The following is a 20,580-nucleotide window of genomic DNA, read 5'->3' as shown; positions in this document are numbered from 1 at the left end:
TTCACAGCTCGAAAAGGGAGCGCATGGCGTCGGTGAGACGGGCCATGCTCGAACCGGTCACCATGCCGATGCGCTCCGCACCCACCTCGGGCGGGATCCGGCGCATCCGGTTGACCACGACGACGCCGGTGATCGGGTCCTGTTCGGTGAGGGGCACCGCGTACGGCGGCAACTCGGTGACGCCGCGCTGGCGCACGATCGGCGCGCAGAACGGCGACGCGTTCTTGCGTTCGTTGTACGAGTCGGCCGAGAGCACGAGAACGCGGTAGCGCAGGTCGGTGCGGTTGCCGATGGTCCAGATCTCGCCGCGCTTCATGTGGGCGTCCCCGTCGGCATTGCTCAACCCTACCGCCGCGCGATCTTAGGCCACCGCGGGGCACACCGGCCGAAAATGCCGTCGTACTCACCGGGTGGGACGGTGATGAACCCTGATCGACACGGAGCCGTAAGAATAGGCGGCGTGGCTTGCTGCTAGGGAAGGGTGTCAATGATGTCGGAGAAGGCACAAATCGGGGTCACCGGCCTCGCGGTTATGGGACGGAACCTGGCTCGCAACTTCGCCCGGCACGGGCACACCGTGGCCGTGCACAACCGCTCCTACAACCGCACCAAGGAACTCGTCGAGGAATTCGGGCACGAGGGCACGTTCCTCCCGTCGGAATCCGCCGAGGATTTCGTCGCGAGCCTGGAGCGCCCGCGCCGCGTCATCATCATGGTCAAGGCCGGGGGGCCGACCGACGCCGTGATCGACGAGTTCGCCCCGCTGCTCGAAGAGGGCGACATGCTCATCGACGCGGGCAACGCGCACTACCTCGACACACGCCGGCGTGAGGCGGCGCTGCGCGAGCGCGGCCTGCACTTCGTCGGCACGGGCGTGTCGGGCGGCGAGGAGGGCGCGCTGCACGGCCCGAGCATCATGCCGGGCGGCTCGGTCGAGTCGTACCAGGCGCTGGGCCCGCTGCTCGAGGACATCTCGGCCAAGGTCGACGGCGAGCCGTGCTGCGTGCACGTCGGGCCGGACGGCGCCGGGCACTTCGTCAAGATGGTGCACAACGGCATCGAGTACGCCGACATGCAGCTCATCGCCGAGGCCTACGACCTGCTGCGTCAGGTCGGCGGGCACTCCCCGTCCGAGATCGCCGACGTGTTCCGCGGCTGGAACGAGGGGCGCCTGGGGTCGTACCTGATCGAGATCACGGCCGAGGTGCTGAAGCAGACCGACGCCGCGACGGGCAAGCCGTTCGTCGACATCGTGGTCGACCAGGCCGAGCAGAAGGGCACCGGCCGCTGGACCGTGCAGGCCGCCCTCGACCTCGGCGTCCCGGTCAGCGGCATCGCCGAGTCGGTGTTCGCGCGGGCGCTGTCCGGCGGGGCCGACGTCCGGAAGGCCGCGGCCGACGCGGGCCTGCCCGGCCCGTCGGCGACGGCCGGCACGCACGAGGGCGACCTGCAGGCCGACGTCGAGCAGGCGCTGTTCGCCTCCAAGATCGTGGCCTACGCGCAGGGCTTCCAGCAGATCCAGGCGGCCAGCAAGGAGTACGGCTGGTCGATCGACCCGGGCGCGATGGCGAAGATCTGGCGCGCGGGCTGCATCATCCGCGCCAAGTTCCTCGACTTCATCAAGCAGGCGTACGACAAGTCGCCCGAGCTGCCCACCCTGCTCGTCGACCAGTACTTCCTCGACGCCGTCAGCGGCGCCCAGGACGCCTGGCGCCGGGTCGTCGTCACCGCTGCCCGGCACGGCATCCCGGCTCCGGGCTTCGCGTCCGCGCTGGCCTACTACGACGGCCTGCGCGCCGAGCGCCTGCCCGCCGCCCTGATCCAGGGCCAGCGCGACTTCTTCGGCGCCCACACCTACCAGCGCGTCGACAAGAAGGGCGCCTTCCACACCCTGTGGGCCGCCGAGAACCGCCCCGAGGTGGACGCCTAGCCAACGAGCACCATCCGCCAAATCTGCGTAAACGCGTAGCCACTGAGCTACCCGGCGATCGCCCGCTGGTGAGATGGCATGTCATTTTTCGACGCCCGCGCTCTTTGCGGGCGGCGGAAAATGGCCTGCCTTCTCACCAGCTAAAAGGGCGATCGCCCGCGCAGCGAAGCGGAGCCAGAAAGACAGTTGCGCTTGTGAGCTACCTAGGAAAACGGCGCCGGAACGCTCACCGAGGTGCTGCCGGAATCGTCGGTGCGGGCGCTGCGTGACTGCGGCGCCGGCAACGACGCGTTCCAGCAGTTCGCCGTGCTCGACCACCGGGGCCGCACCCGCCTGCGGATCCCGGTCCGCCATTCCGGCGAGGTGCTGCTGATCGGCCGCCGCCCGTTGCGCGCCATCCTGGCCCGCGGCCTCGAGAGTCACATCCGCTGGGGCACGACGGTGACCGAGCCTCCGGGCGCCGAGTTCGACCTGGTGGTCGCGGCTGACGGCACCGGCTCACGGATCGCCGAGCAGTGGGTGAGCCGGCCGACGGCCCGCCGGTCCGGGATCATCGGCCTGGCCGGGCGAGCGCGACTTCCGCAGCGCATACCGGCCGACCTGCGCGAAGGGCTCGCGTTCATGATCGGCCCAGCGGGTGTGGGCGCCTTCCTCAGCCTGCAGGCCGGGCGGGGAAACGATCCGGCGGCCGAGGACCCGTACGTGGTCTGGTCGGTCGCCGCTCCCCTGGATTCGGCCGACGGCGACCTGCAGGCGCTGGCGCACCGGCTCACGGCGAGCTGGACCGGCGACTTCCACGCGCTGGTCGACGGTTCCGAACCCGGCAGCGTGGCCGCTTTCCCGTTCTACTTCCCAGCGGCGCTCGAGCCGTGGCCTGCCGGGCGCGTGACGCTGCTCGGCGACGCCGTCCACCCCATGCCACCGACGGCCGGCGCAGGGGCGAGCACGGCGATCCTGGACGCCGTTCATCTCGCCCGTGATCTGAGCACCATGCCGTTGGAGCGGGCCCTGGCGGCCTATCAGGCCCGGTTGCTCCAATACGCGCCGCGCGCCGTCGACGAGGCCCGGCCCGCGCTGCGGTGGCAGCGGCGGCTCGCCGATCCGCTGCTGTTCGCCCTGGCTGTGGAGGTCGGTCTGCCGCTGGCCGACGCGGGGCTGCGTCTGGCTCAGACCGCGCGCAGGACCGGCGCGTTCGACATGAGGGCGCCGGCCTCGTCGGCCGGGAGGGGCTTGGCCATGAAGAAGCCCTGGCCCAAGCGGTAGCCCATCTCGCGCAGGCGGTTGAGCTGGGTCTCGTTCTCGATGCCCTCGGCGACGGCGCTGAGCTGGAGGTATTCGGCCAGCTGGGCGACCGCCGCGGCCACGGCCAGACGGCCCCGGTCCTCGCCGTCGGCGATGCCGTCGACGAACGACTTGTCGAGTTTGAGGACGTCGACCGGGAAGGCCCGCAACAGGCTCAGTGAGGAGCTGCCGGTGCCGAAGTCGTCCAGGGCCAGCCGTACGCCCATCTCGTGCAGGGCGTGCAGCGTCTCGCGCACCTGACGGCCGTCGGCCACCGACGACTCGGTCACCTCCAGCACGAGGTTGCGCGGCAGCAGGCCGGTCTCGCTGAGCACCGTCGCCACCTCGTCGACGAAGCCCGACTCGCGCAGCTGCCGGACCGCCACGTTGACGTTGATCGCCTTGATCGCGCCCTCGCCGTGCTCCCGCTGCCAGCGGGCCAGCTGCTCGCACGCCTCGCGCAGCACCCACGAGCCGAGCGGCACGATGAGCCCGGACCGCTCCGCGACCGGGATGAAGTCGCCCGGCGAGACGAAACCACGCGTGGGATGCTTCCAGCGCACCAGCGCCTCGGCGCCGTGCAGCCGGCCGGTGACGATGTCGAAGACCGGCTGGTAGAGCAGGAACAGCTCGTGCCGGATGATCGCGTTGTGCAGCTCGCTGCCCAGGCGGGCGTGGTTGACGACCTCCTGCCGCATACGCGGCTCGAACCTCGCCCAGGCCGCCTTGCCGCCCTCCTTGGCCGCGTACATGGCGATGTCGGCGTTGCGCAGCACCTCGTCGGCGGTCTCGCCGGAGCCGGCGATGGCCACACCCACGCTGGCGTGGGCCAGCAGCAGGTGCTCGCCGACCTTGAACGGCTCGGCCAGGGCCTGGATGAGGCGGTCGGCGGCCGCCTCGGCCGAGGCCTCCTCCTCGATGTCGAGCAGCACGGCGAACTCGTCGCCGCCGAGCCGGGCCGGCAGGTCGACCTCGGACCGCGTGCGCCGCAGCCGCTGCGCGACCTGGTAGAGCAGCTGGTCGCCGACGGCCGGGCCCATCGTGTCGTTGACCATCTTGAAGTCGTCGATGTCGATCAGCAGCACGGTCGCCGCCTGGTGCCCGGTCAGGCGCTCGGCCAGCGCGGCCGTGAACCGGGTGCGGTTGGCCAGGCCGGTCAGCGGGTCGGTCATCGCCAGCCGCTCGAGCTCGGCCTGTTGCTCGCGCAGCCCGCTCAGCATCCGCCGGTTGTCGCTCAGCCCGATCAGCTGGCGAGCCACGACCAGCGCCGTGATCAGCACGGCGCCGATGATGACCGTCTGCTCGCGGCGGTTCATCTGCTGAGCGGAGACGGTGGTGAACAGGGCGGCGGTGGCGACGACGGCGATGAAAGGCATCAGCTCGTAGACCGAGCGCCGCCGGCGTACGGGGGCCGGGGCGGCGTTCGGGTGTCGCAGGGCCACCCGCTGCCGGTACGCGGCGGCGGCGAACGAGACGGCGACGAGCGGGCTGCCGAGCACCGACAGCAGCAGGCGGAAGAAGTCGTTGCCGGCGATGAGCAGCACGGCGAGGGCGACCGCGACCATCGGCGCGACGGCCAGCAGGCGCAGCGAGAGGGAATCGATCGGGCCGTCCGGGCGGCCCGCGGCCTTGCCGATGACGACCAGGCAGAGCAGGCCGGCCACGCCGACGACACCGGCCGTGGACCGGGTGGCCAGATCGGTGCCGGCCGGCGCGAAGCTGAGCACCACGTACCAGAAGATCAGGGCGCCCGCGACGGCCACGGTGGCCCCGTCCAGCAGCACCCGGGCCCAGCCCAGCGGCGTACGGTCGCCCATCGGCAGGCGCAGGAAGGCCGACATCACCCAGAACATGCCGGTCAGCATCGGCACGGCGACATACGTGGACATGCCCGCGTTGTTGTTGGCCAGCGCCAGCGCGGTGCTCGAGCTGATCAGCAGGATGACCGCGCCGTGGCCGAGCTGGCGCCAGAAGGCGCGCACGACCCGCGGCAGCACAACCATGGAGCCGATGCGTTGCAGCGACCACGCCGCGGCGATCAGGGCAACGGGCCCGCCGATATAGCCGAGCACCACATCCTGCGGGTCGCGCACGAAAAGCCACACCGTGACCGCCAGGGCAGCCACGATCGCGACCAGCAGAGGTGTGAGCCCGCTACCGGCACGCCGGGCGGCGGGCCCCACGGGTTCAGTCATGCGCGTCCTAGGGCTTAGTCGGGGTCCCTACCGCCTTCCTGTCGGCCACCGGACGCGTTTTCTGAGAAGTTCAGCCCCGCAGCGCCGCCGACACCACGGCCCGGGCCTCCTCCTGGATCCGGGCCAGATGGTCGGGGCCACGGAAGGACTCGGCGTAGATCTTGTAAACGTCCTCGGTGCCGGACGGGCGGGCGGCGAACCAGCCGGGCTCGGTGACGACCTTGAGGCCGCCGATCGGGGCGCCGTTGCCGGGCGCGCTGGTCAGCACGGCGGTGATCGGCTCGCCGGCCAGCTCCTTGGCGGTGACCTGCTCGGGCGAGAGCTTGGCCAGCACCGCCTTCTCGTCGCGGGTGGCGGGGGCGTCGATCCGGGCGTACGCGGGCTCGCCGAACTTCGCGGTCAGGTCGCGGTAGTGCTCGCTGGGCGTGCGCCCGGTGACGGCGAGGATCTCGGAGGCGAGCAGGTCGAGCAGCAGGCCGTCCTTGTCGGTGCTCCACGGGCCGCCGTCGCGGCGCAGGAACGAGCCGCCGGCGCTCTCCTCGCCGCCGAAGCCGATCGAGCCGTCGAGCAGGCCGGGCACGAACCACTTGAACCCCACCGGCACCTCGTCCAGGCGGCGGCCCAGGTCGGCGGCGACGCGGTCGATCATCGAGGACGACACCAGCGTCTTGCCGATGGCGGCCCCGGCCGGCCAGTCGGTGCGGGCCGCGAACAGATAGTTGATCGCCACCGCGAGGTAGTGGTTGGGGTTCATCAGTCCCGCGTCGGGCGTGACGATGCCGTGCCGGTCGGCGTCGGCGTCGTTGCCGGTGGCCAGCTGGAAACGGTCCTTCTGCTGGATCAGGGACGCCATCGCGTACGGGGAGGAGCAGTCCATCCGGATCTTGCCGTCCCAGTCGAGCGTCATGAAGCCGAAGGTCGGGTCGACGTTCGGGTTCACCACGGTCAGGTCGAGCGCGTGCCGCTCGGCGATCGCGCCCCAGTAGGCGACACTGGCCCCGCCCAGCGGATCGGCGCCGATGCGCAGCCCGGCCGACCGGATCGCGTCGAGGTCGATGACTGCGGGCAGGTCGCCGACGTACGCGTCGAGGAAGTCGTAGCCGGAGACCATGGACGACTGCAGGGCCCGGGACGCCGGCACCCGCTTGACGTCACGCAGGCCGGCCGCGATGAGCTCGTTCGCCCGGTCCTGGATCCATGTGGTGGCGTCGGTGTCGGCCGGGCCGCCGTTGGGCGGGTTGTACTTGAAGCCGCCGTCGTCGGGCGGGTTGTGCGACGGCGTGACCACCACGCCGTCGGCAAGGCCGCTCGACCGGCCCCGGTTGTAGGTGAGGATCGCGTGCGACACGGCCGGGGTCGGGGTATAGCCGTCGCGGCTGTCGATCAGCGTGGTGACCTCGTTGGCCGCGAACACCTCGAGCGCGGTGATCATGGCAGGCTCGCTGAGCGCGTGGGTGTCACGGCCGAGGAACAGCGGACCGTCGGTGCCCTGGGCCCGGCGGTACTCGACGATCGCCTGGCTGGTCGCGGCGATGTGGTCCTCGTTGAACGCGTTGCGCAGGCTGGACCCGCGGTGGCCGGAGGTGCCGAACGCGACGCGCTCGCCGACGACCCCCGGGTCGGGGTGCTCGGTGTAGTAGCGCGAGACCACCTTGGGCACGTCGATGAGATCGCGCGGCTCGGCGGGCTGTCCGGCGCGGGGGTTGGCGGACATGGTGGTGGCCTCCTTCGGGGCATGAACCTGCCTGGAGCGTATCGATACCCCATGCCCCTGACAGCGGATCGGTACTCCGTTGTCCGGCACTTGAGTTCCGGTACATCAACAAGGTGACTTTCGGTCACCGATTGGGCAGAGACAACCCGTTGACAACGGCGTGGGAGAACGGGGGTCGTCATGCACGTCTCGGTGGTCGACAACAGCGACGCGTCGGTGGTGGTCACGATCCGTGGCCATCTCGACATCGACAGCGGGACGACCCTGACGACGACGCTCGACCAGGTGCTCGGCCGTCCGGAGCCCCGGATCGTGGTCGACCTGTCCGGCGTCGAGTTCTGCGACTCGACCGGGCTGAGCGCGCTGATCGTGGGTCACAACCGGGCCGCCGCCGGCGGGGGCTGGTTGCGGCTGGCCGCGCCCGGCGAGTTCCTCCAGCAGCTGCTGGACACGGTCGGGCTGACCTCGCGGCTGGGCGTCTATCCGACGGTGGGTGACGCGCTGGCCGGACGTTAGTCTCGCGGGGTGCTGATTCTGCTGCCGCCTTCCGAGGGCAAGACCGCCGCTACCGTGGGTGAACCCGTCGACCCGGGCGCGCTGTGGTTGCCGGCGCTCGGGACGGCCCGGAAGCGGGTGCTGACCCGGCTCGTGGCGATGAGCAGGCGCACCAGCGCGCGGGCGGTGGCCGATTCGCTGGCCACGCTGGGACTCTCGGCCGGGCAGGTGGACGAGGTCAGCCGGAACGCCGTGCTGCACTCGGCCCCGGCGGCGCCGGCTGCCTCGATCTACAGCGGGGTGCTCTACGAGGCGCTGGACGCGCACAGCCTCGCCCCGGGGGCGCGGGCCTGGGTCGACCAGCGGGCCGTCGTGTTCTCGGGGTTGTGGGGCGTGGTGCGCCTCGACGACCGGATCCCGGCCTACCGGCTCTCGGTCGGGGTGACCCTGCCGTCGGTGGGCGGGCTCACGGCGTACTGGAAAAAGGTGTTGCCGAAGGCGCTCGACCCGGTGGCCGCCGGCGGGCCGGTGCTCGACCTGCGTTCGGGCGCGTACGGCGCCATGTGGACCCCGCCCGGCAACGGCACGGCGACCGTACGGGTGCTGCACGAACGCGTCGTCGACGGGGTGGCCCGGCGCTCGGTGGTCAGCCACTTCAACAAGGCGACCAAGGGCCGCATCGTGCGGGCCCTGGCCGAGGCCGGCGCGGAACCGGCCTCGGTCGACGAGATCGTCGCGGCGCTGCGCGACCTCAAACACACCGTCGAGGAGCAGCCCGTCGCGGCGGGCCGCCCCCGTCAGCTCGACGTCGTGGTGGCCGAGCTCTGACCTACTTGGCGGCCCTACTTGGCGGCCAGGATGTCGACGACGAAGCGCAGGTCGCCCTGCTCGTCGCCGTAGGCCTGGGCGGCCGGCACGTCGATCTGGATGCGGCTGCCGACCTTCTGGCCGGGGATGCTCTTGTCCCAGCCCTGGATGACGCGGCCGGTGCCGATCGGGGTGCTGAACGGCTCGCCGCGCTGCCACGACGAGTCGATGATCTGGCCGGTCTTGTAACCGACCAGCACGTAGTTGGCCGTGACGGTCTGGCCGGCCTTGACCGCGGGGCCCTTGCCGGGCACGAGGACGGTCACCTTGAGCTTGCTGACGGCGCCGGTGCCGCCCTTGACCACGGGCTCCTTCGACAGCGCGGCCGGGGTGTCGACCGGCGCGGGCTGGCCCTCGGCGGCCGGCGGCGCTTCCTCCGACGGCACAGCCTCGGTCGGGGCCTCCGCGCCGGGCTCCGACGGCACAGCGGCGGAGGCGGCCGGTGGCGTCGCGGGCTCGGGGTCACCGCCCCGCACGGTGACGAAGACGGTCACCAGGACGGCGACCACGGCCAGCCCGGCGACGGCGCCGGCAATGGCCTGGCTGCGGCGCTTGGCAGTGTCGCCGGTGATGGGTCGGGCGGTCTCGGTGCTCATATGTCGTCGACTCTCCTGTTATCGGCGTCGGCCGGAAACTTCGGACACGGTACCTGTCCTCGTGACGAAGCCCACGCGGAACCTCGTCCGAACCACCTAGGCCCGTGATCACCCGAACGGGCGGTCACTCATTCCGCTCTTCACCGTCACGCATCGAAGTGCCATTGTTGACGCCCTGCACAGCTCTCTTCGCGCTGTGAATTGGTGAATTACTTTCGTGCTGTTGATCGGGAGGGTCGGTTGCCGTCGACCGCAGATGGTCGCCGCAGGCGCCGGACCGGCCATCGCGCCCGCTCCTCGGGGTTCGCCGAAGGCGGTCGTCAGTGGAACGAGGTGCTCTCCTCGGCCGCGGTGATCCTGGCCGGGGTGCTCGTCGTCATCGGGTTCGGCTTCGTCGCCACCCGCGGGCTGAAGGGCAACGACGAGCCGGCCCCGCCCATCGACCCGCCGGCGCCGGCCCTGGGCGACCTGCGACTGCCCCCGCCTACCGGTAGCAGCAGCAGTCCGGGGCTCATTCCGCTGGGCAGCGCGTCACCCTCGCCGTCACCCAGCATCACCCGGGCCACCACCGTGCCGCCGCCCTCGCGCGACCAGCTCCGGCTGGCCAAGGACTCCGTGCCCACGGTGGTCGACCTGCCGGCCGAGGGCGAGAGCGACTGGGTGCACTGGGGGCTCGACGGCACATTCTCGCTCGAGCGGGACAAAAAGGGCGACTTCCGCATCCTCGAGGGCGCCCCGACCGCGCCACGTTTCCGGCACTCGCTGAGCCCGCAGAAGTTCACGTGGAGCGGCGGTGACCCGGTGGCGAGCAGCGCCGGCACAACGACCGGCATCCGCACCTGCGGCAAGGGCAACGGGTTTACGCTCACGGCGCCGGCCGGCACCACGCCGCGTGTCCTCAAGCTCTATGTAGGTGTCTTCGCGGCACGCGGAAAGCTGACCGCGCGGCTGAGCACGGGCGAGTCCACCGGCACTACCGTTCTGGAGCAACGCGGTGACACGCTGCGCACGGCGGTTCTGACCGTGGCCTACCAGGCGCCGAAGTCCGGCCAGGTACGGCTGACCTGGACCACCGACGCCGCGTATGGGAAAGGTTGCGCAGGGGTAGCCCTGGAAGCGGCGACGCTTTCATGAAGTGTTCTCATAGCACTCCAGCCGGGATCCGGCGGTAGTGAGGAACGACCAGAGGGGTTGACGTGTTCGCGGGCTGGGGATCGTGGGTCGCCCGCTTCCGGTGGCCGGTGCTGTCCGTCGCGCTCGTCGCGGTGATCAGCGCGGGCATCTGGGGGCTCGGTGTTTTCGGCCAGCTCACCGAGGGTGGCTACAACGACCCGGACAGCGAGTCGTCCCAGGCCACCGAGGCCGTCCAGAAGGCGTTCGGCGCCCAGGGCGGTGACCTCGTGGTCATCTACACGCCGACCAAGGTCAAGATCACCGACGTCGCGCTCGGCCAGCGCATCCGGGCCAGGCTGACCGGGCTGCCCAAGTCGGCCGTGAAGAGCAGCACGTCGTACTGGTCGACCCGGTCGCCCCAGTTCGTCGCCCAGGACAAGGCCAGCGGCGTCGCCCTGGTCACGCTGGTCGGCGCGGACGACGGGGCCAAGCTCGAGTCGTACCGTGAGGTCAAGGACGAGCTCGCCGTCCCGGGCACCACGGTGCAGCTCGCCGGCGCTGTCGTGCTGGCCGACACGACCTCCACCCTCTCGACCGAGGACCTGGCCAAGGCCGAGATCATCTCGCTGCCGATCGTCCTGATCCTGCTGCTCTTCCTCTTCGGCTCGCTGGTCGCCGCCTCGCTGCCGGTACTCGTGGGCGGGGCAGCCGTCCTCGGATCGCTCGGCATCCTGCACGCCGTCGCCGGCGTGCACGAGGTCAACTCGTTCGCGGTCAACGTGGCCAGCCTGCTCGGCCTCGGCATGGCCATCGACTACGGCCTGTTCATGGTGGGCCGGTTCCGCGAAGAGCAGTCGGCCGGACGAACCCCGGCCGAGGCCGTGCGCCGGACGGTCGCCACCGCCGGGCGCACGGTCGTCTTCTCGGCGACCCTCCTGATGATCGCGCTGGCCGGTCTGCTGCTGTTCCCGCAGGGTTTCCTCAAGTCCCTGGCGTACGGCGGTCTGGCCGCGGTCGGCCTGGCCGCGCTCCTGTCCCTGACGTTGCTGCCCGCGCTCCTGGCCATCCTCGGCCCCCGCGTCGACAAGCTGCCGATCAAGCTGCCCGGCCGCAGCCGGGAAGGCACCTTCTGGGGTCGCCTGGCCGCCGCGGTGCTGCGCCGCCCGGTCGTGGTGGCGCTGCCCATCCTGGCCGGCCTGATCGTGCTCGCGGCGCCGATCGCCGGCGTCCGGTTCGGCGAGGCCGACGAGCGCACCCTGCCCGCGGGCAACTCGGCCCGGCAGGCCATCGAGACTCTCAAGGCCGACTATCCGCAGCTCAGCAGCAACGGCTTGCCGATCGTGCTGCGCGGCCAGGCCGACTCGGCCGGGTTCGCGGTCACGCTGCGCCAGATCCCCGGCCTCGCCCAGATCGGCCCGGCCCAGCGCGCGGGCGACATCACCGTCTTCAACGCGGCGCTGCGCACCTCCGACCCGTTCAGCACCGAGGCGCGCGAGGTGGTCGACCAGATCCGTTCGCTGCCCGTGCCCAACGGCGCCGAGCTGCTGGTCGGCGGCACGACGGCCCGCAACGTCGACAGCCTCGCGGCCACCGCGGCGAAACTGCCGTTGATGGTCGCCATGCTGGTCGGGGCGACGCTGCTGCTGATGTTCTTCGCGTTCGGCTCGATCCTGCTGCCGATCAAGGCGGTGGTGATGAGCGCGCTGAGCCTCAGCGCCACCTTCGGCGTCCTGGTCTGGATCTTCCAGGACGGCCACGGCGCCTCCTGGCTCGACGTGACGCCGGCGCCGCTCGAAGCGGGCATCGTCGTGCTGATGGCGGCCGTGGTCTTCGGGCTGTCCACCGACTACGAGGTCTTCCTGCTCTCCCGCATGGTGGAGGCGCGGGCCCACGGCGCCTCGACCAACGAGGCGGTGACGATCGGCCTGGCCCGTACGGGCCGGGTGATCAGCGCGGCGGCGGTGCTGCTGATCGTGGTGACCGGCGCGTTCGCGCTGTCGTCGGTGACGACCATGAGGTTCGTGGGCGTCGGCATGATCGTGGCGCTGCTGCTGGACGCCACGGTCGTCCGGATGCTGCTCGTGCCCGCCGTGCTGGGGCTGCTGGGCAACGCGGCCTGGTGGGCGCCGGCGGCACTGCGAAGGTTGCAGGAGAAGGCCGGCCTGTCCGAGCACGCGGGCGAAGAGCCGCCGGCGTTGCCGTCCGCGCGGCAAGTGGTGGGCGAGTCCACGGTGGTGCTCGCGCTGCCGCCGGGGCCATCAGCCCCGAAGTACTCCGCCTGGGACCGCGAGGCGGCGGGCGTGATGCTGCTGCCGCCGGGGATGATGGCGCGGCCGCTGCCCATCGGGGAGGAAGCAGCCACCCAGCTCCTCCCGAAGATCACCGGCGAGACGCCGCCCCCGCCCGCGGACGACGACATCGTCGACGCCGAGATCATCGAGGACGACGAGGTCGCGCCGGCCGAAAACGACGAACCGGACGACGAGCACGTCGACGCGGAAATCGTCGACGAGCACCCCGCCGCAGCCTCTCCCGCGGCGGACGACGCCGCCTCTCCCGCGGCGGACGACGCCGCGAAGGCGGTCGACGCCTCGCCCGACGTTGACCTGACCGCCGCTTCTTCGAACGAGAAGCCCTCGGCGCAGGCCGCTTCTATCCCGTCTGCTTCGGCTTCGGCCACTTCAACTTCGCCCGCTCCGGCCCCGGCTGCCCCGACGGCTCCGGCTCCGGCCGCTTCGGGTTCTGCTTCCGCTGCCTCGGCTCCTACTTCCGGTGCTTCCGATGAGATCAGCTCGGTGGATGCTGACTCTGCGGACGCCGATGAACCCGGCGCCGCACCGATTGCTGAGGGCACTGCCCCGCCGGTCGCTGAGGATGACGCGTCGGCGATCGTTGACGACGATCCTTCGCCGACCGCTCAGAGCACCGCTTCGCCGTCTGTTGACGATGATCTGTCGGCGGCCGTGGGCGAAGACCGCTCGTCGGTCCCTGAGGATGCGCCCTCAACATCACTCATCCCCAGCGCGCCGGCAAACGCCGACAACGGCCCCCGGCTCATTGCCGAAGCCACTGGCGTACCGGCCGATGACGACGACCCATCGCCGTTCGCGGACGACAACCGCTCGCCGCTCACCGAAGATGCGCCCTCGACGTCACTCACCCCCAGCGCGCCGGCAACCGCCGACGACTACCCCCTGTCGGTTACGGGAACTACTGCCCCGACGGCCGTAGACGAAGACCCATCGCCGTTCGCGGGCGACAACCGCTCACTGCTCGCTGAGGATGCGCCCTCGGCCTCGCCTAGCCTGAGCGCGCCGACGGCCGCTGGCGACGACTCCTCGCCGGTCGCCGAAACCACTGCCCCGGCGGCCGGTGACGCCACGCTGGTCGCCGACTCGCCGGTCGCAGATGGCGACGAATCGGTAGTCGGCGAGGGTCGGCAGTCGCCGGTCGCTGAAGCCGCTGGCTCGTCGATCGCCGAGGATCACCCGTCGTCCGTCGCTGAAGCCGCTACCTCGCCGACCAGTGAGGGCCACCCGTCTTTCGGCGCCGACACCGTTACCTCGCCGACCGCCGAGGGCTACCGGTCGCCCGTCGCTGACGCCGCTACCTCGCCGACCGCTGAGAATTCCGCGCCGCCGATCGCCGAAGCCTCGGCGGCTGCCGTTGAGGATCCGGTTGCCGACGAGGTGGTCGAGGGCGAGCCCGTAGCGGATCAGCTGTTCGCTTCCTCGTACCTGCCGGAGCCGTACTACCCGATGCCCGGCGTCTACCGCTCGGAGTCGCGGAGCACGCCCCCGGACTACTCGGCGCCCGACGACTTCTTCTTCGCGCCGTCGTCGGCCGGGACGTTCGCCAGTTCGCTGGAGCTGCCGTCCCCGCCGGAGTCGACGGTCCCCTACTTCGGCGACCGGCCCGATTTCGAGAGCACCCGCAACCTCGCCGACCTCAGCCTCACGCGCAGCCTCGACGCCCCCGACCTGGATGCGACGACGACCTTCGAAGCCCCCAAGTTCGAGGCGCCGAACCGGCAGGTCGCCCGCACCTTCGAGGCGCCCGACCCGGCGACCTCGGGCAGCATCGTCCTGCCCGACCTCGACCAGCCCACCACTCCCGATCAACCGGCCGCCACACCCGACGAGCCGACGCCGACCTACCCGAGCACCACTCCCGCGTCGTCGAGCTACCCGAGCACCGCACCTGAGCCGACGTCGAGCTACCCGAGCACCGCGCCTGAGCCGACCTCCAGCTTCCGGGTCACCGCACCTGAGCCGACGTCGAGCTACCCGGACACCGCTCCCGAATCGACGTCGAGTTCGCCGGTATCGACGCCGGAGCCGGCGTCGACGTACGCCGCAGCCGTGACCCCGGCGAGTGTCGAGGAACCCGAGCCGGAGCTCGACGTCACCCGCAGCTTCAAAGCTCCCGACCTCGACGCCACCCGGCGGCTCCAGGTGCCCGGCCTCGAATCGACCCGGCAGCTGGACGCCACCGCGATCGAACGCGCCCGCCGCCTCGAATCCTCGACCTCGAAGACCGACCCGCTGCCGAAGCGCCCCGCGCCGGCCGCCGAGCCCCGGACGAAGCGCCCCGCGCCGGCCCCCGGGACCGCCGCCGATTCCCCTCGCTCGGTACCTTTCGTGCCCGGAACGGGCGCGGATCCGCTGCCGAAACGCCTCACCCCGGCCGCCGAGACCGCCGCCGACCCCCGGCCGCGACGGAGGGTCACGCCGCCCGCCGCAACAGAGCCCCTCCCTCAACGAAACATCACACCGCCCGCCGCAACAGAGCCTCTGCCCCGACGGAACGTCACACCGCCCGCCGCGACCGAACCCCTGCCCTCGCGGATCGTGCCGCCTCAGCGCTCCGCGCCGCCGCTGCCGGAGCCGTCGAGCGCGTCCGTGGCCGAACCGCTGCCCCGGCGGCCCCTGTTGCCGCCCGCCGCTGATCCGCTGCCGCCCCGTTCCGAGTTGGCCCGTCCGTCCGCCGGCGAGCCGCCGCGGACCGACCCGTCAGTCGCCGAGACCAGCGGGCGACGCACGGACCTGGGTGGAGTCTTCTCCCCGCGCCGGGGCGCCGAGCCGGACCCGACCCCGCTGCGGCGGCCCGCGACGCTGGGGCAACAGCCGTACTCGTTCCGGCCCGGCCAGGAGGCCGCCGGCCCGGCAACGCCACCGGCCCAGCCGGCCCTGGAGGCGGCCCCGCCGGTCGACCCCTCCCCGGCGCACGCGTCGCCGTCGGCGCCCCCGCGCCGGCCCGCCGACCTCGGTGACCACCTGCGCGAGACCCGCCCGGCCGACCTCGGTGACCACCTGCGGGAGTCGCGCCCGGCCGACCTGGCGCAGTACAGCAGCCGTTCCCGTCGCGCGACCTCGGAGAAGACGAACCGCCCGGCCGAGGCGCCGAAGCCCGCACGCCGACCGGCCACGCTGGCCGACCAGCTGCCGAAACCGCGTCGCAAGCCCGACAGCGACAAGCCGGCCGAGTAGCGCCGGCCGGACGACGGAGGGCTCAGCGGAAGACCAGGCCGCCGCCGACCTCGAGCACCTGGCCGGTGAGCGCGCCCGAGCCCTCCGAGACCAGCAGCCGTACGGTGGCGACCAGGTCCTCCGGGACCAACGCCCTCGGCAGCGCCTGGGTGGCCAGCAGCGGGGCGTGCGCCTCGACGTCACGTCCCCCGGCCAGCTCGGCCTCGCCCTCGGTGCGGATGGCGCCCGGCGACAGCGCGTTGACCGTGATCCCGGCCGGACCGAGCGCGCGGGCCAGCGACCGGGTGAGGCCGATCAGCGCCGCTTTGCTCGACACGTAGGCCGGGCCGGACGGGCCGCCCATCCGCACGGTCGGCGAGACCACGTTGACGATGCGGCCCCAGCCCCGCTCGGCCATGCCCGCGCTGAGCGCCTGGGCGAGCAGCATCGGCGCGGTGACGTTGACCGCGAACGTCTGCTGCCACTCGGGAAGCGGCAGCTCGGCGAAGTCCACGTTGGAGGCCTTGGCCGCGTTGTTGACCAGCACGTCGATGGATCCGGCGCGGTCGGCCAGGTCGCGCACCGCGCCGGGGTCGCCCAGGTCGGCGTCGAGCAGCGTGGCCTCGGCTCCCAGATCGCGGCAGAGCCGGGCGACGCTCTCGGCTTCCTCGGCGGCGGCCAGATGATGCAGCCACAACTTGTGCCCCGGCCGGGCCAGCCCGACGGCGATGGCCGCCCCGATGCCACGCCGAGCCCCAGTGATCAGAATCCGCCGCCCCATGGCGTTCACCTTATGCCGATCAACCCGGAAAAAGACCAGGTGAAGATCGATGTGCGGAACGACCCCGCCGGACGAACGACCCGCAGAGGGCGACCAGCGCGAACGTGACGGCGCAGCGAGGCGGCGAGGCCGAGCGGCCCGCTGGCGCTGGGTCGCTCGGCCTCGCCTGTCCTGATGGTGCCCGATCGCGACGATCGCTACACCGGGCCGTTCACTGACGGTGGGCTGTGGATAACTCAGGGGGCGGTTGCGGAAAGTTCTAGGATCGCTCCGCTGCCCCTGGGTGGGCGGGGGTGTGTGGTGGCCCAGTAGCACGACTAGCGGTGTTCGGCCAGGGCTGTGGCGAGTAGCGTTTGCGTCGGCGCTGGCAGGGCGGGCGCTGGGCGGGTCGAGAGCCAGCAGCCGGCGGCGACGAGGGCGAAGCCGGCGAGCGTGCTGAGGCCGAAGTGCTCGTCGAGCAGGGCCACGCCGAGCAGCACGGCGACCACCGGGTTCACGTAGGTGACCAGGCCGGCGCGGGTCGAACCGACCTGGTGGATGAGCTGGTAGAAGGCGAGCAGGGCCAGCGCCGTACAGAAGACGCCCAGCACTGCCAGGGACGCCCAGGCCTCGGTTCGCACGGGTTCGGTGGGCAGCGCGAAGACCGTGAAAGGGAGCAGCGCCAGCGCGGTGATGCCGGTGGTGGCGCCGACCAGCGATTCGGTGGGCACGTCGGACAGGCGGCGCTGCACGAGCATCGTGGCGACCGCGTAGAGGATCGCGGCCACCAGGACCATGCCGGCGCCGAGCAGGCCCAGGCGGTCGCCGGAGAGGTCCAGGCCGACCAGCAGCGCGACGCCGCCGAAGCCGAGCACGAGACCGGCGACGCGGATCGGGGTGAGCCGCTCGGAGCGCGCCATGAGCAGCGCGATCGCCACCGGTTCGACGGCGATGAGCAGGCCGGTCAGCGAGGAGCTGATGTGCGTCTCGCCGTACGTGATCAGCAGGAACGGCCCGAGGATGTGGATGAACGACAGCACGACCACTGGGCCCATGCGGCCGCGCAGCTTGGCCAGCGAGCCCCGGGCGGCGGCAATCGGCAGCAGCACGAGCGCGGCGATCGCCACCCGGCCGAAGACCACGAGCAGCGGCGACAGGTCCTCGATGGCGATCTTGATCAGGAAGTACGGGATGCCCCAGAGCACCGAGACCACGAGGAAGAGAAACCAGGCGCGTCGATTCACACCTCGACACTGCTCCCGTACGGTAGTAAGCGGTAGTACCGACTTGCTGATGTGGTGATTAGGTGAGCTTATGATCGACGTACGCCGCGTGGCCGTGCTCCGCGAGGTGGCGCGGCTCGGCAGCTTCAACCGGGCCGCGACCTCCCTGCGCCTGACCCCGTCGGCCGTGTCGCAGCAGATCGCCACCCTGGAGCGCGAACTCGGGACGGCGGTCGTCCTCCGCAGCACACGCGGGGTCGAGCTCACCGGCGCCGGGCGGGTGCTGGTCGACGCGGGCGAGGCGATCGCGGCCGAGCTGGCCCACGCCGAGCACGAGATAGCCCGGCTGGGCGCGGCCGACAGCCTGACCGTGGCCACGTTCACCAGCGGTGGCCAGAGCCTGCTGCCCGCCGCGCTGACCCGGTTCGCCGCCGAACGGCCAGGCGTCGAGTTCACCGTCCTCGAGAACGAGCCCGAGGACGCCCTGCCCCTCGTGCGCTCCGGCGCCGCCGACCTCGCGCTCGTCTATCACTTCGACGAGCTTCCCCCCGTACGACCGGGAGACCGCTCCGGCCTCACCTATGCGCCGCTCCTGGACGACCCGATGTGGATCGTGTTGCCCGCGGCGCACCCCCTGGCCGGCCGCGAGTCGGTCACCATCGCCGAACTGGCCGGCGAGCGCTGGGTCCACGGCTGCCTCGAGATCGTCGACATGCTCGGGCACTACGCGGCCCTGGCCGGCTTCGAGATCCGCACGGCGTGCCGCGGCACCGACTACGTCTTCGCCCAGTCGCTGGTGCGGGCCGAGGTCGGCATCAGCATGATTCCCCAGATCGCCCTGACCGCTGGGGCCCAGCCCGGCCTCGCCGCCGTGCCGCTGGCCCCACCCTGCCCGTGCCGCTACATCGGCATCGTCACCCCGCGCCGTCGCCCCAATCCGCTGACGGACGCCCTGGTCCAGGCCCTGCGAGACACTGTCGCCGGCCTCCCCGTGCCGGCCTGACAGCCCCCACAGCCCACAGCCCCCACAGCCCACAGCCCCCACAGCCCACAGCCCCCACAGCCCACCCGCCCTGGGGGACCCCCACCCTAGAGACAACGCCAAATTTCGCCGCCGAGTTTTCCACAGCCCGCCGAACCGGCACGTCCCCCATCCACAGGCCGTGGTGGAAGCGGAAGTCGGTGGGAAGCTCTTCGTACGGGATGGCCGCGGCCGATGAATTTGCGGGATCAGTACAGTTCCTAGGTCAGAATTTGCTTGTGAGGGATGGTCAGTGGGCATGACGGGCGAACCTGTGACGGCCGCCAGGGTTGATGCGGAGCGCCTGGCGCTCTGCCTTTCGGTGATCGCCGAGGTGGAGGCGCTGCCCGCGGAACACCCCGACGCGGTCGCGGTGCGGCGGGCCACCGCCGGGCTGTTCAAGACGGTGAAGCTCACGCGCCGGCGGGAGCGACGCGACGCGATCCTGGCCGCCGACCGTGCGGTCACCGAGGCGACGGCCACCGGCGCGCCGGGGCGGATCGACGACGAGACGGCGGGCATCCCGCTGCGCACCTCGGTCGGGTCGGGCACCGCCGGGGTGCTGCGGCAGGCGCGCGGCTGCTACGTCTGCAAGCAGCGGTTCACCCAGGTCGACGCGTTCTACCACCAGCTCTGCCCGGACTGCGCCGTCCTCAACCACGACCGCCGGGACGCCCGCACCGACCTCACCGGCCGGCGGGCGCTGCTCACCGGCGGCCGCGCCAAGATCGGCATGTACATCGCGCTGCGGCTGCTGCGCGACGGCGCCGACCTGACGATCACCACGCGCTTCCCGCACGACGCGGTGCGGCGATTCTCCGCCATGCCGGACAGCGCCGAGTGGCTGCACCGGCTGCGGGTGGTGGGCCTCGACCTGCGCGACCCGGCCCAGGTGGTCGGGCTGGCCGACTCGGTGGCGGCCCGGGGCCACCTCGACATCCTCGTCAACAACGCGGCCCAGACGGTGCGTCGCTCGCCCGGTTCGTACGCGGCCATCGCCGCCGCCGAGGCCGAGCCCCTGCCCGACGGGCCGCTGCCCGAGCTGGAGTATTTCGGCACCGCGGGCGCCTCGCCGGCCGCCGCGCTGACTTCGGGCGCTCCCGTGCTCACGCCGCAGCAGATCACCGAGATGGCGCTGACCGCCCGGTCGGTGGCTATCGACGCCGGCGGCCTGGTGCCCGACACCGCGCCGACGAACAGCTGGAGCGACCGCGTGCACGAGGTCGACCCGCTGGAACTGCTGGAGGTGCAGCTCTGCAACGTCACGGCCCCGTTCGTGCTGGTCAGCCGCTTGCGTACGGCGATGACGCGCTCGCCGCACCCGCGGCGCTACGTGGTGAACGTGTCGGCCATGGAGGGCATCTTCGCCCGCGGCTACAAGGGCGCCGGGCACCCGCACACCAACATGGCGAAGGCCGCGCTCAACATGCTGACCCGCACCAGCGCGGTCGACATGTTCGCCGACGGCATCCTGATGACCAGCGTCGACACGGGCTGGATCACCGACGAACGCCCGCACCCGACCAAGATGCGGCTCGCCGAGGAGGGCTTCCACGCCCCGCTCGACCTGGTCGACGGCGCAGCCCGGGTGTACGACCCGATTGTGCGCGGCGAGAAGGGCGAGGACCTGTACGGCGTCTTCCTGAAGGACTACGCCCCGGTCGACTGGTGACGCGCGGACGAGCCACGACCCGCGATGGGTCGTGGCTAGCCGCGTGTCGCTCTATCAGCTGTGGGACCGCAGGTCAGCCATCGCGACGGTCACCATCACGGCGGTCACCATCACGGCGGTCACCGTCACGGCGGTCGCCATCGCGGCGGTCACCGTCACGGCGGTCGCCATCGCGGCGGTCACCGTCACGGCGGTCACCGTCACGACGGTCACCGTCACGACGGTCACCGTCACGACGGTCGCGG

Annotated in this window: 15 protein-coding genes; 9 read left to right on the top strand and 6 right to left on the bottom strand. The window is 71.7% G+C overall.

The window, feature by feature from the left end:
• Window position 1: 1 nt before the first annotated feature.
• On the bottom strand, window positions 2-316 hold the full coding sequence (locus LXN57_RS19425; RefSeq protein WP_221380991.1) for a type II toxin-antitoxin system PemK/MazF family toxin: 315 nt from the start codon (window positions 314-316) through the stop codon (window positions 2-4).
• Between the two features lie 174 nt (window positions 317-490).
• On the opposite strand from LXN57_RS19425, the gene gnd reads away from it, so the two are divergent.
• Together gnd and LXN57_RS19415 are read left to right on the top strand one after the other, a co-directional pair.
• Window positions 491-1,930, top strand: a complete 1,440-nt coding sequence (gene gnd / locus LXN57_RS19420) for an NADP-dependent phosphogluconate dehydrogenase (RefSeq protein ID WP_251799593.1) — start codon at window positions 491-493, stop codon at window positions 1,928-1,930.
• A gap of 234 nt (window positions 1,931-2,164) precedes the next feature.
• Window positions 2,165-3,193, top strand: a complete 1,029-nt coding sequence (locus tag LXN57_RS19415; RefSeq protein WP_251799592.1) for an FAD-dependent oxidoreductase — start codon at window positions 2,165-2,167, stop codon at window positions 3,191-3,193.
• Here LXN57_RS19415 and LXN57_RS19410 read toward each other — a convergent pair.
• Both LXN57_RS19410 and pgm read right to left on the bottom strand, forming a co-directional pair.
• Complete coding sequence (locus LXN57_RS19410) at window positions 3,097-5,406, bottom strand: putative bifunctional diguanylate cyclase/phosphodiesterase (RefSeq protein WP_251799591.1); 2,310 nt, start codon at window positions 5,404-5,406, stop codon at window positions 3,097-3,099. The genes LXN57_RS19415 and LXN57_RS19410 overlap by 97 nt on opposite strands.
• Window positions 5,407-5,476: 70 nt before the next feature.
• A complete protein-coding gene (gene pgm, locus LXN57_RS19405) occupies window positions 5,477-7,120 on the bottom strand; it encodes a phosphoglucomutase (alpha-D-glucose-1,6-bisphosphate-dependent) (protein ID WP_251799590.1) in 1,644 nt (547 codons plus the stop codon).
• Between the two features lie 180 nt (window positions 7,121-7,300).
• Here pgm and LXN57_RS19400 point away from each other — a divergent pair, with 180 nt between their 5' ends.
• Together LXN57_RS19400 and yaaA are read left to right on the top strand one after the other, a co-directional pair.
• On the top strand, window positions 7,301-7,636 hold the full coding sequence (locus LXN57_RS19400; RefSeq protein ID WP_251799589.1) for an STAS domain-containing protein: 336 nt from the start codon (window positions 7,301-7,303) through the stop codon (window positions 7,634-7,636).
• Window positions 7,637-7,645: 9 nt separating this feature from the next.
• Window positions 7,646-8,443 carry a peroxide stress protein YaaA gene (gene yaaA, locus LXN57_RS19395; RefSeq protein ID WP_251799588.1) on the top strand — a complete coding sequence of 266 codons (798 nt, stop codon included), beginning with the start codon at window positions 7,646-7,648 and terminating at the stop codon, window positions 8,441-8,443.
• Window positions 8,444-8,457: 14 nt separating this feature from the next.
• Here the strand turns inward: yaaA and LXN57_RS19390 are convergent, their stop codons facing one another.
• Window positions 8,458-9,078 carry an FKBP-type peptidyl-prolyl cis-trans isomerase gene (locus LXN57_RS19390; RefSeq protein WP_251799587.1) on the bottom strand — a complete coding sequence of 207 codons (621 nt, stop codon included), beginning with the start codon at window positions 9,076-9,078 and terminating at the stop codon, window positions 8,458-8,460.
• Between the two features lie 240 nt (window positions 9,079-9,318).
• Between LXN57_RS19390 and LXN57_RS19385 the strand changes: the two genes are divergently transcribed.
• Window positions 9,319-10,212, top strand: a complete 894-nt coding sequence (locus LXN57_RS19385) for a hypothetical protein (protein WP_251799586.1) — start codon at window positions 9,319-9,321, stop codon at window positions 10,210-10,212.
• Window positions 10,213-10,274: 62 nt separating this feature from the next.
• On the top strand, window positions 10,275-15,680 hold the full coding sequence (locus tag LXN57_RS19380; protein WP_251799585.1) for an MMPL family transporter: 5,406 nt from the start codon (window positions 10,275-10,277) through the stop codon (window positions 15,678-15,680).
• Window positions 15,681-15,702: 22 nt separating this feature from the next.
• On the opposite strand, the gene LXN57_RS19375 is transcribed toward LXN57_RS19380, so the two are convergent.
• Window positions 15,703-16,440 carry an SDR family NAD(P)-dependent oxidoreductase gene (locus tag LXN57_RS19375; protein ID WP_251799584.1) on the bottom strand — a complete coding sequence of 246 codons (738 nt, stop codon included), beginning with the start codon at window positions 16,438-16,440 and terminating at the stop codon, window positions 15,703-15,705.
• A 317-nt stretch (window positions 16,441-16,757) separates the two neighbouring features.
• On the bottom strand, window positions 16,758-17,663 hold the full coding sequence (locus LXN57_RS19370) for a DMT family transporter (RefSeq protein ID WP_251799583.1): 906 nt from the start codon (window positions 17,661-17,663) through the stop codon (window positions 16,758-16,760).
• 70 nt (window positions 17,664-17,733) lie between these two features.
• Between LXN57_RS19370 and LXN57_RS19365 the strand changes: the two genes are divergently transcribed.
• The 3 genes from LXN57_RS19365 to LXN57_RS19355 form a co-directional block, all read left to right on the top strand.
• Window positions 17,734-18,645, top strand: a complete 912-nt coding sequence (locus tag LXN57_RS19365) for a LysR family transcriptional regulator (protein WP_251799582.1) — start codon at window positions 17,734-17,736, stop codon at window positions 18,643-18,645.
• Window positions 18,646-18,922: 277 nt separating this feature from the next.
• Window positions 18,923-20,335 (top strand): SDR family NAD(P)-dependent oxidoreductase, encoded by a 1,413-nt coding sequence (locus LXN57_RS19360; protein ID WP_251799581.1) that lies wholly within the window; start codon window positions 18,923-18,925, stop codon window positions 20,333-20,335.
• 31 nt (window positions 20,336-20,366) lie between these two features.
• Window positions 20,367-20,580, top strand: a 214-nt coding sequence (locus LXN57_RS19355; protein ID WP_251799580.1) for a hypothetical protein, incomplete at its 3' end; no start/stop codon positions are given.

The organism is Paractinoplanes hotanensis (assembly GCF_023717965.1).
Taxonomy (GTDB): Bacteria; Actinomycetota; Actinomycetes; order Mycobacteriales; family Micromonosporaceae; genus Actinoplanes; species Actinoplanes polyasparticus.
The sequence above is the reverse complement of the archived record's forward strand: the minus strand, read 5'-3'. Positions and strand labels throughout refer to the sequence as shown.

Coding starts and splice junctions, on each gene's coding strand:
- gnd (WP_251799593.1), top strand. CDS start 491: ATGTCGGAGAAGGCACAAATCGGGGTCACCGGCCTCGCGGTTATGGGA.
- LXN57_RS19365 (WP_251799582.1), top strand. CDS start 17,734: ATGATCGACGTACGCCGCGTGGCCGTGCTCCGCGAGGTGGCGCGGCTC.
- LXN57_RS19390 (WP_251799587.1), bottom strand. CDS start 9,078: ATGAGCACCGAGACCGCCCGACCCATCACCGGCGACACTGCCAAGCGC.
- LXN57_RS19425 (WP_221380991.1), bottom strand. CDS start 316: ATGAAGCGCGGCGAGATCTGGACCATCGGCAACCGCACCGACCTGCGC.
- pgm (WP_251799590.1), bottom strand. CDS start 7,120: ATGTCCGCCAACCCCCGCGCCGGACAGCCCGCCGAGCCGCGCGATCTC.
- LXN57_RS19410 (WP_251799591.1), bottom strand. CDS start 5,406: ATGACTGAACCCGTGGGGCCCGCCGCCCGGCGTGCCGGTAGCGGGCTC.
- LXN57_RS19375 (WP_251799584.1), bottom strand. CDS start 16,440: ATGGGGCGGCGGATTCTGATCACTGGGGCTCGGCGTGGCATCGGGGCG.
- LXN57_RS19400 (WP_251799589.1), top strand. CDS start 7,301: ATGCACGTCTCGGTGGTCGACAACAGCGACGCGTCGGTGGTGGTCACG.
- LXN57_RS19360 (WP_251799581.1), top strand. CDS start 18,923: ATGACGGGCGAACCTGTGACGGCCGCCAGGGTTGATGCGGAGCGCCTG.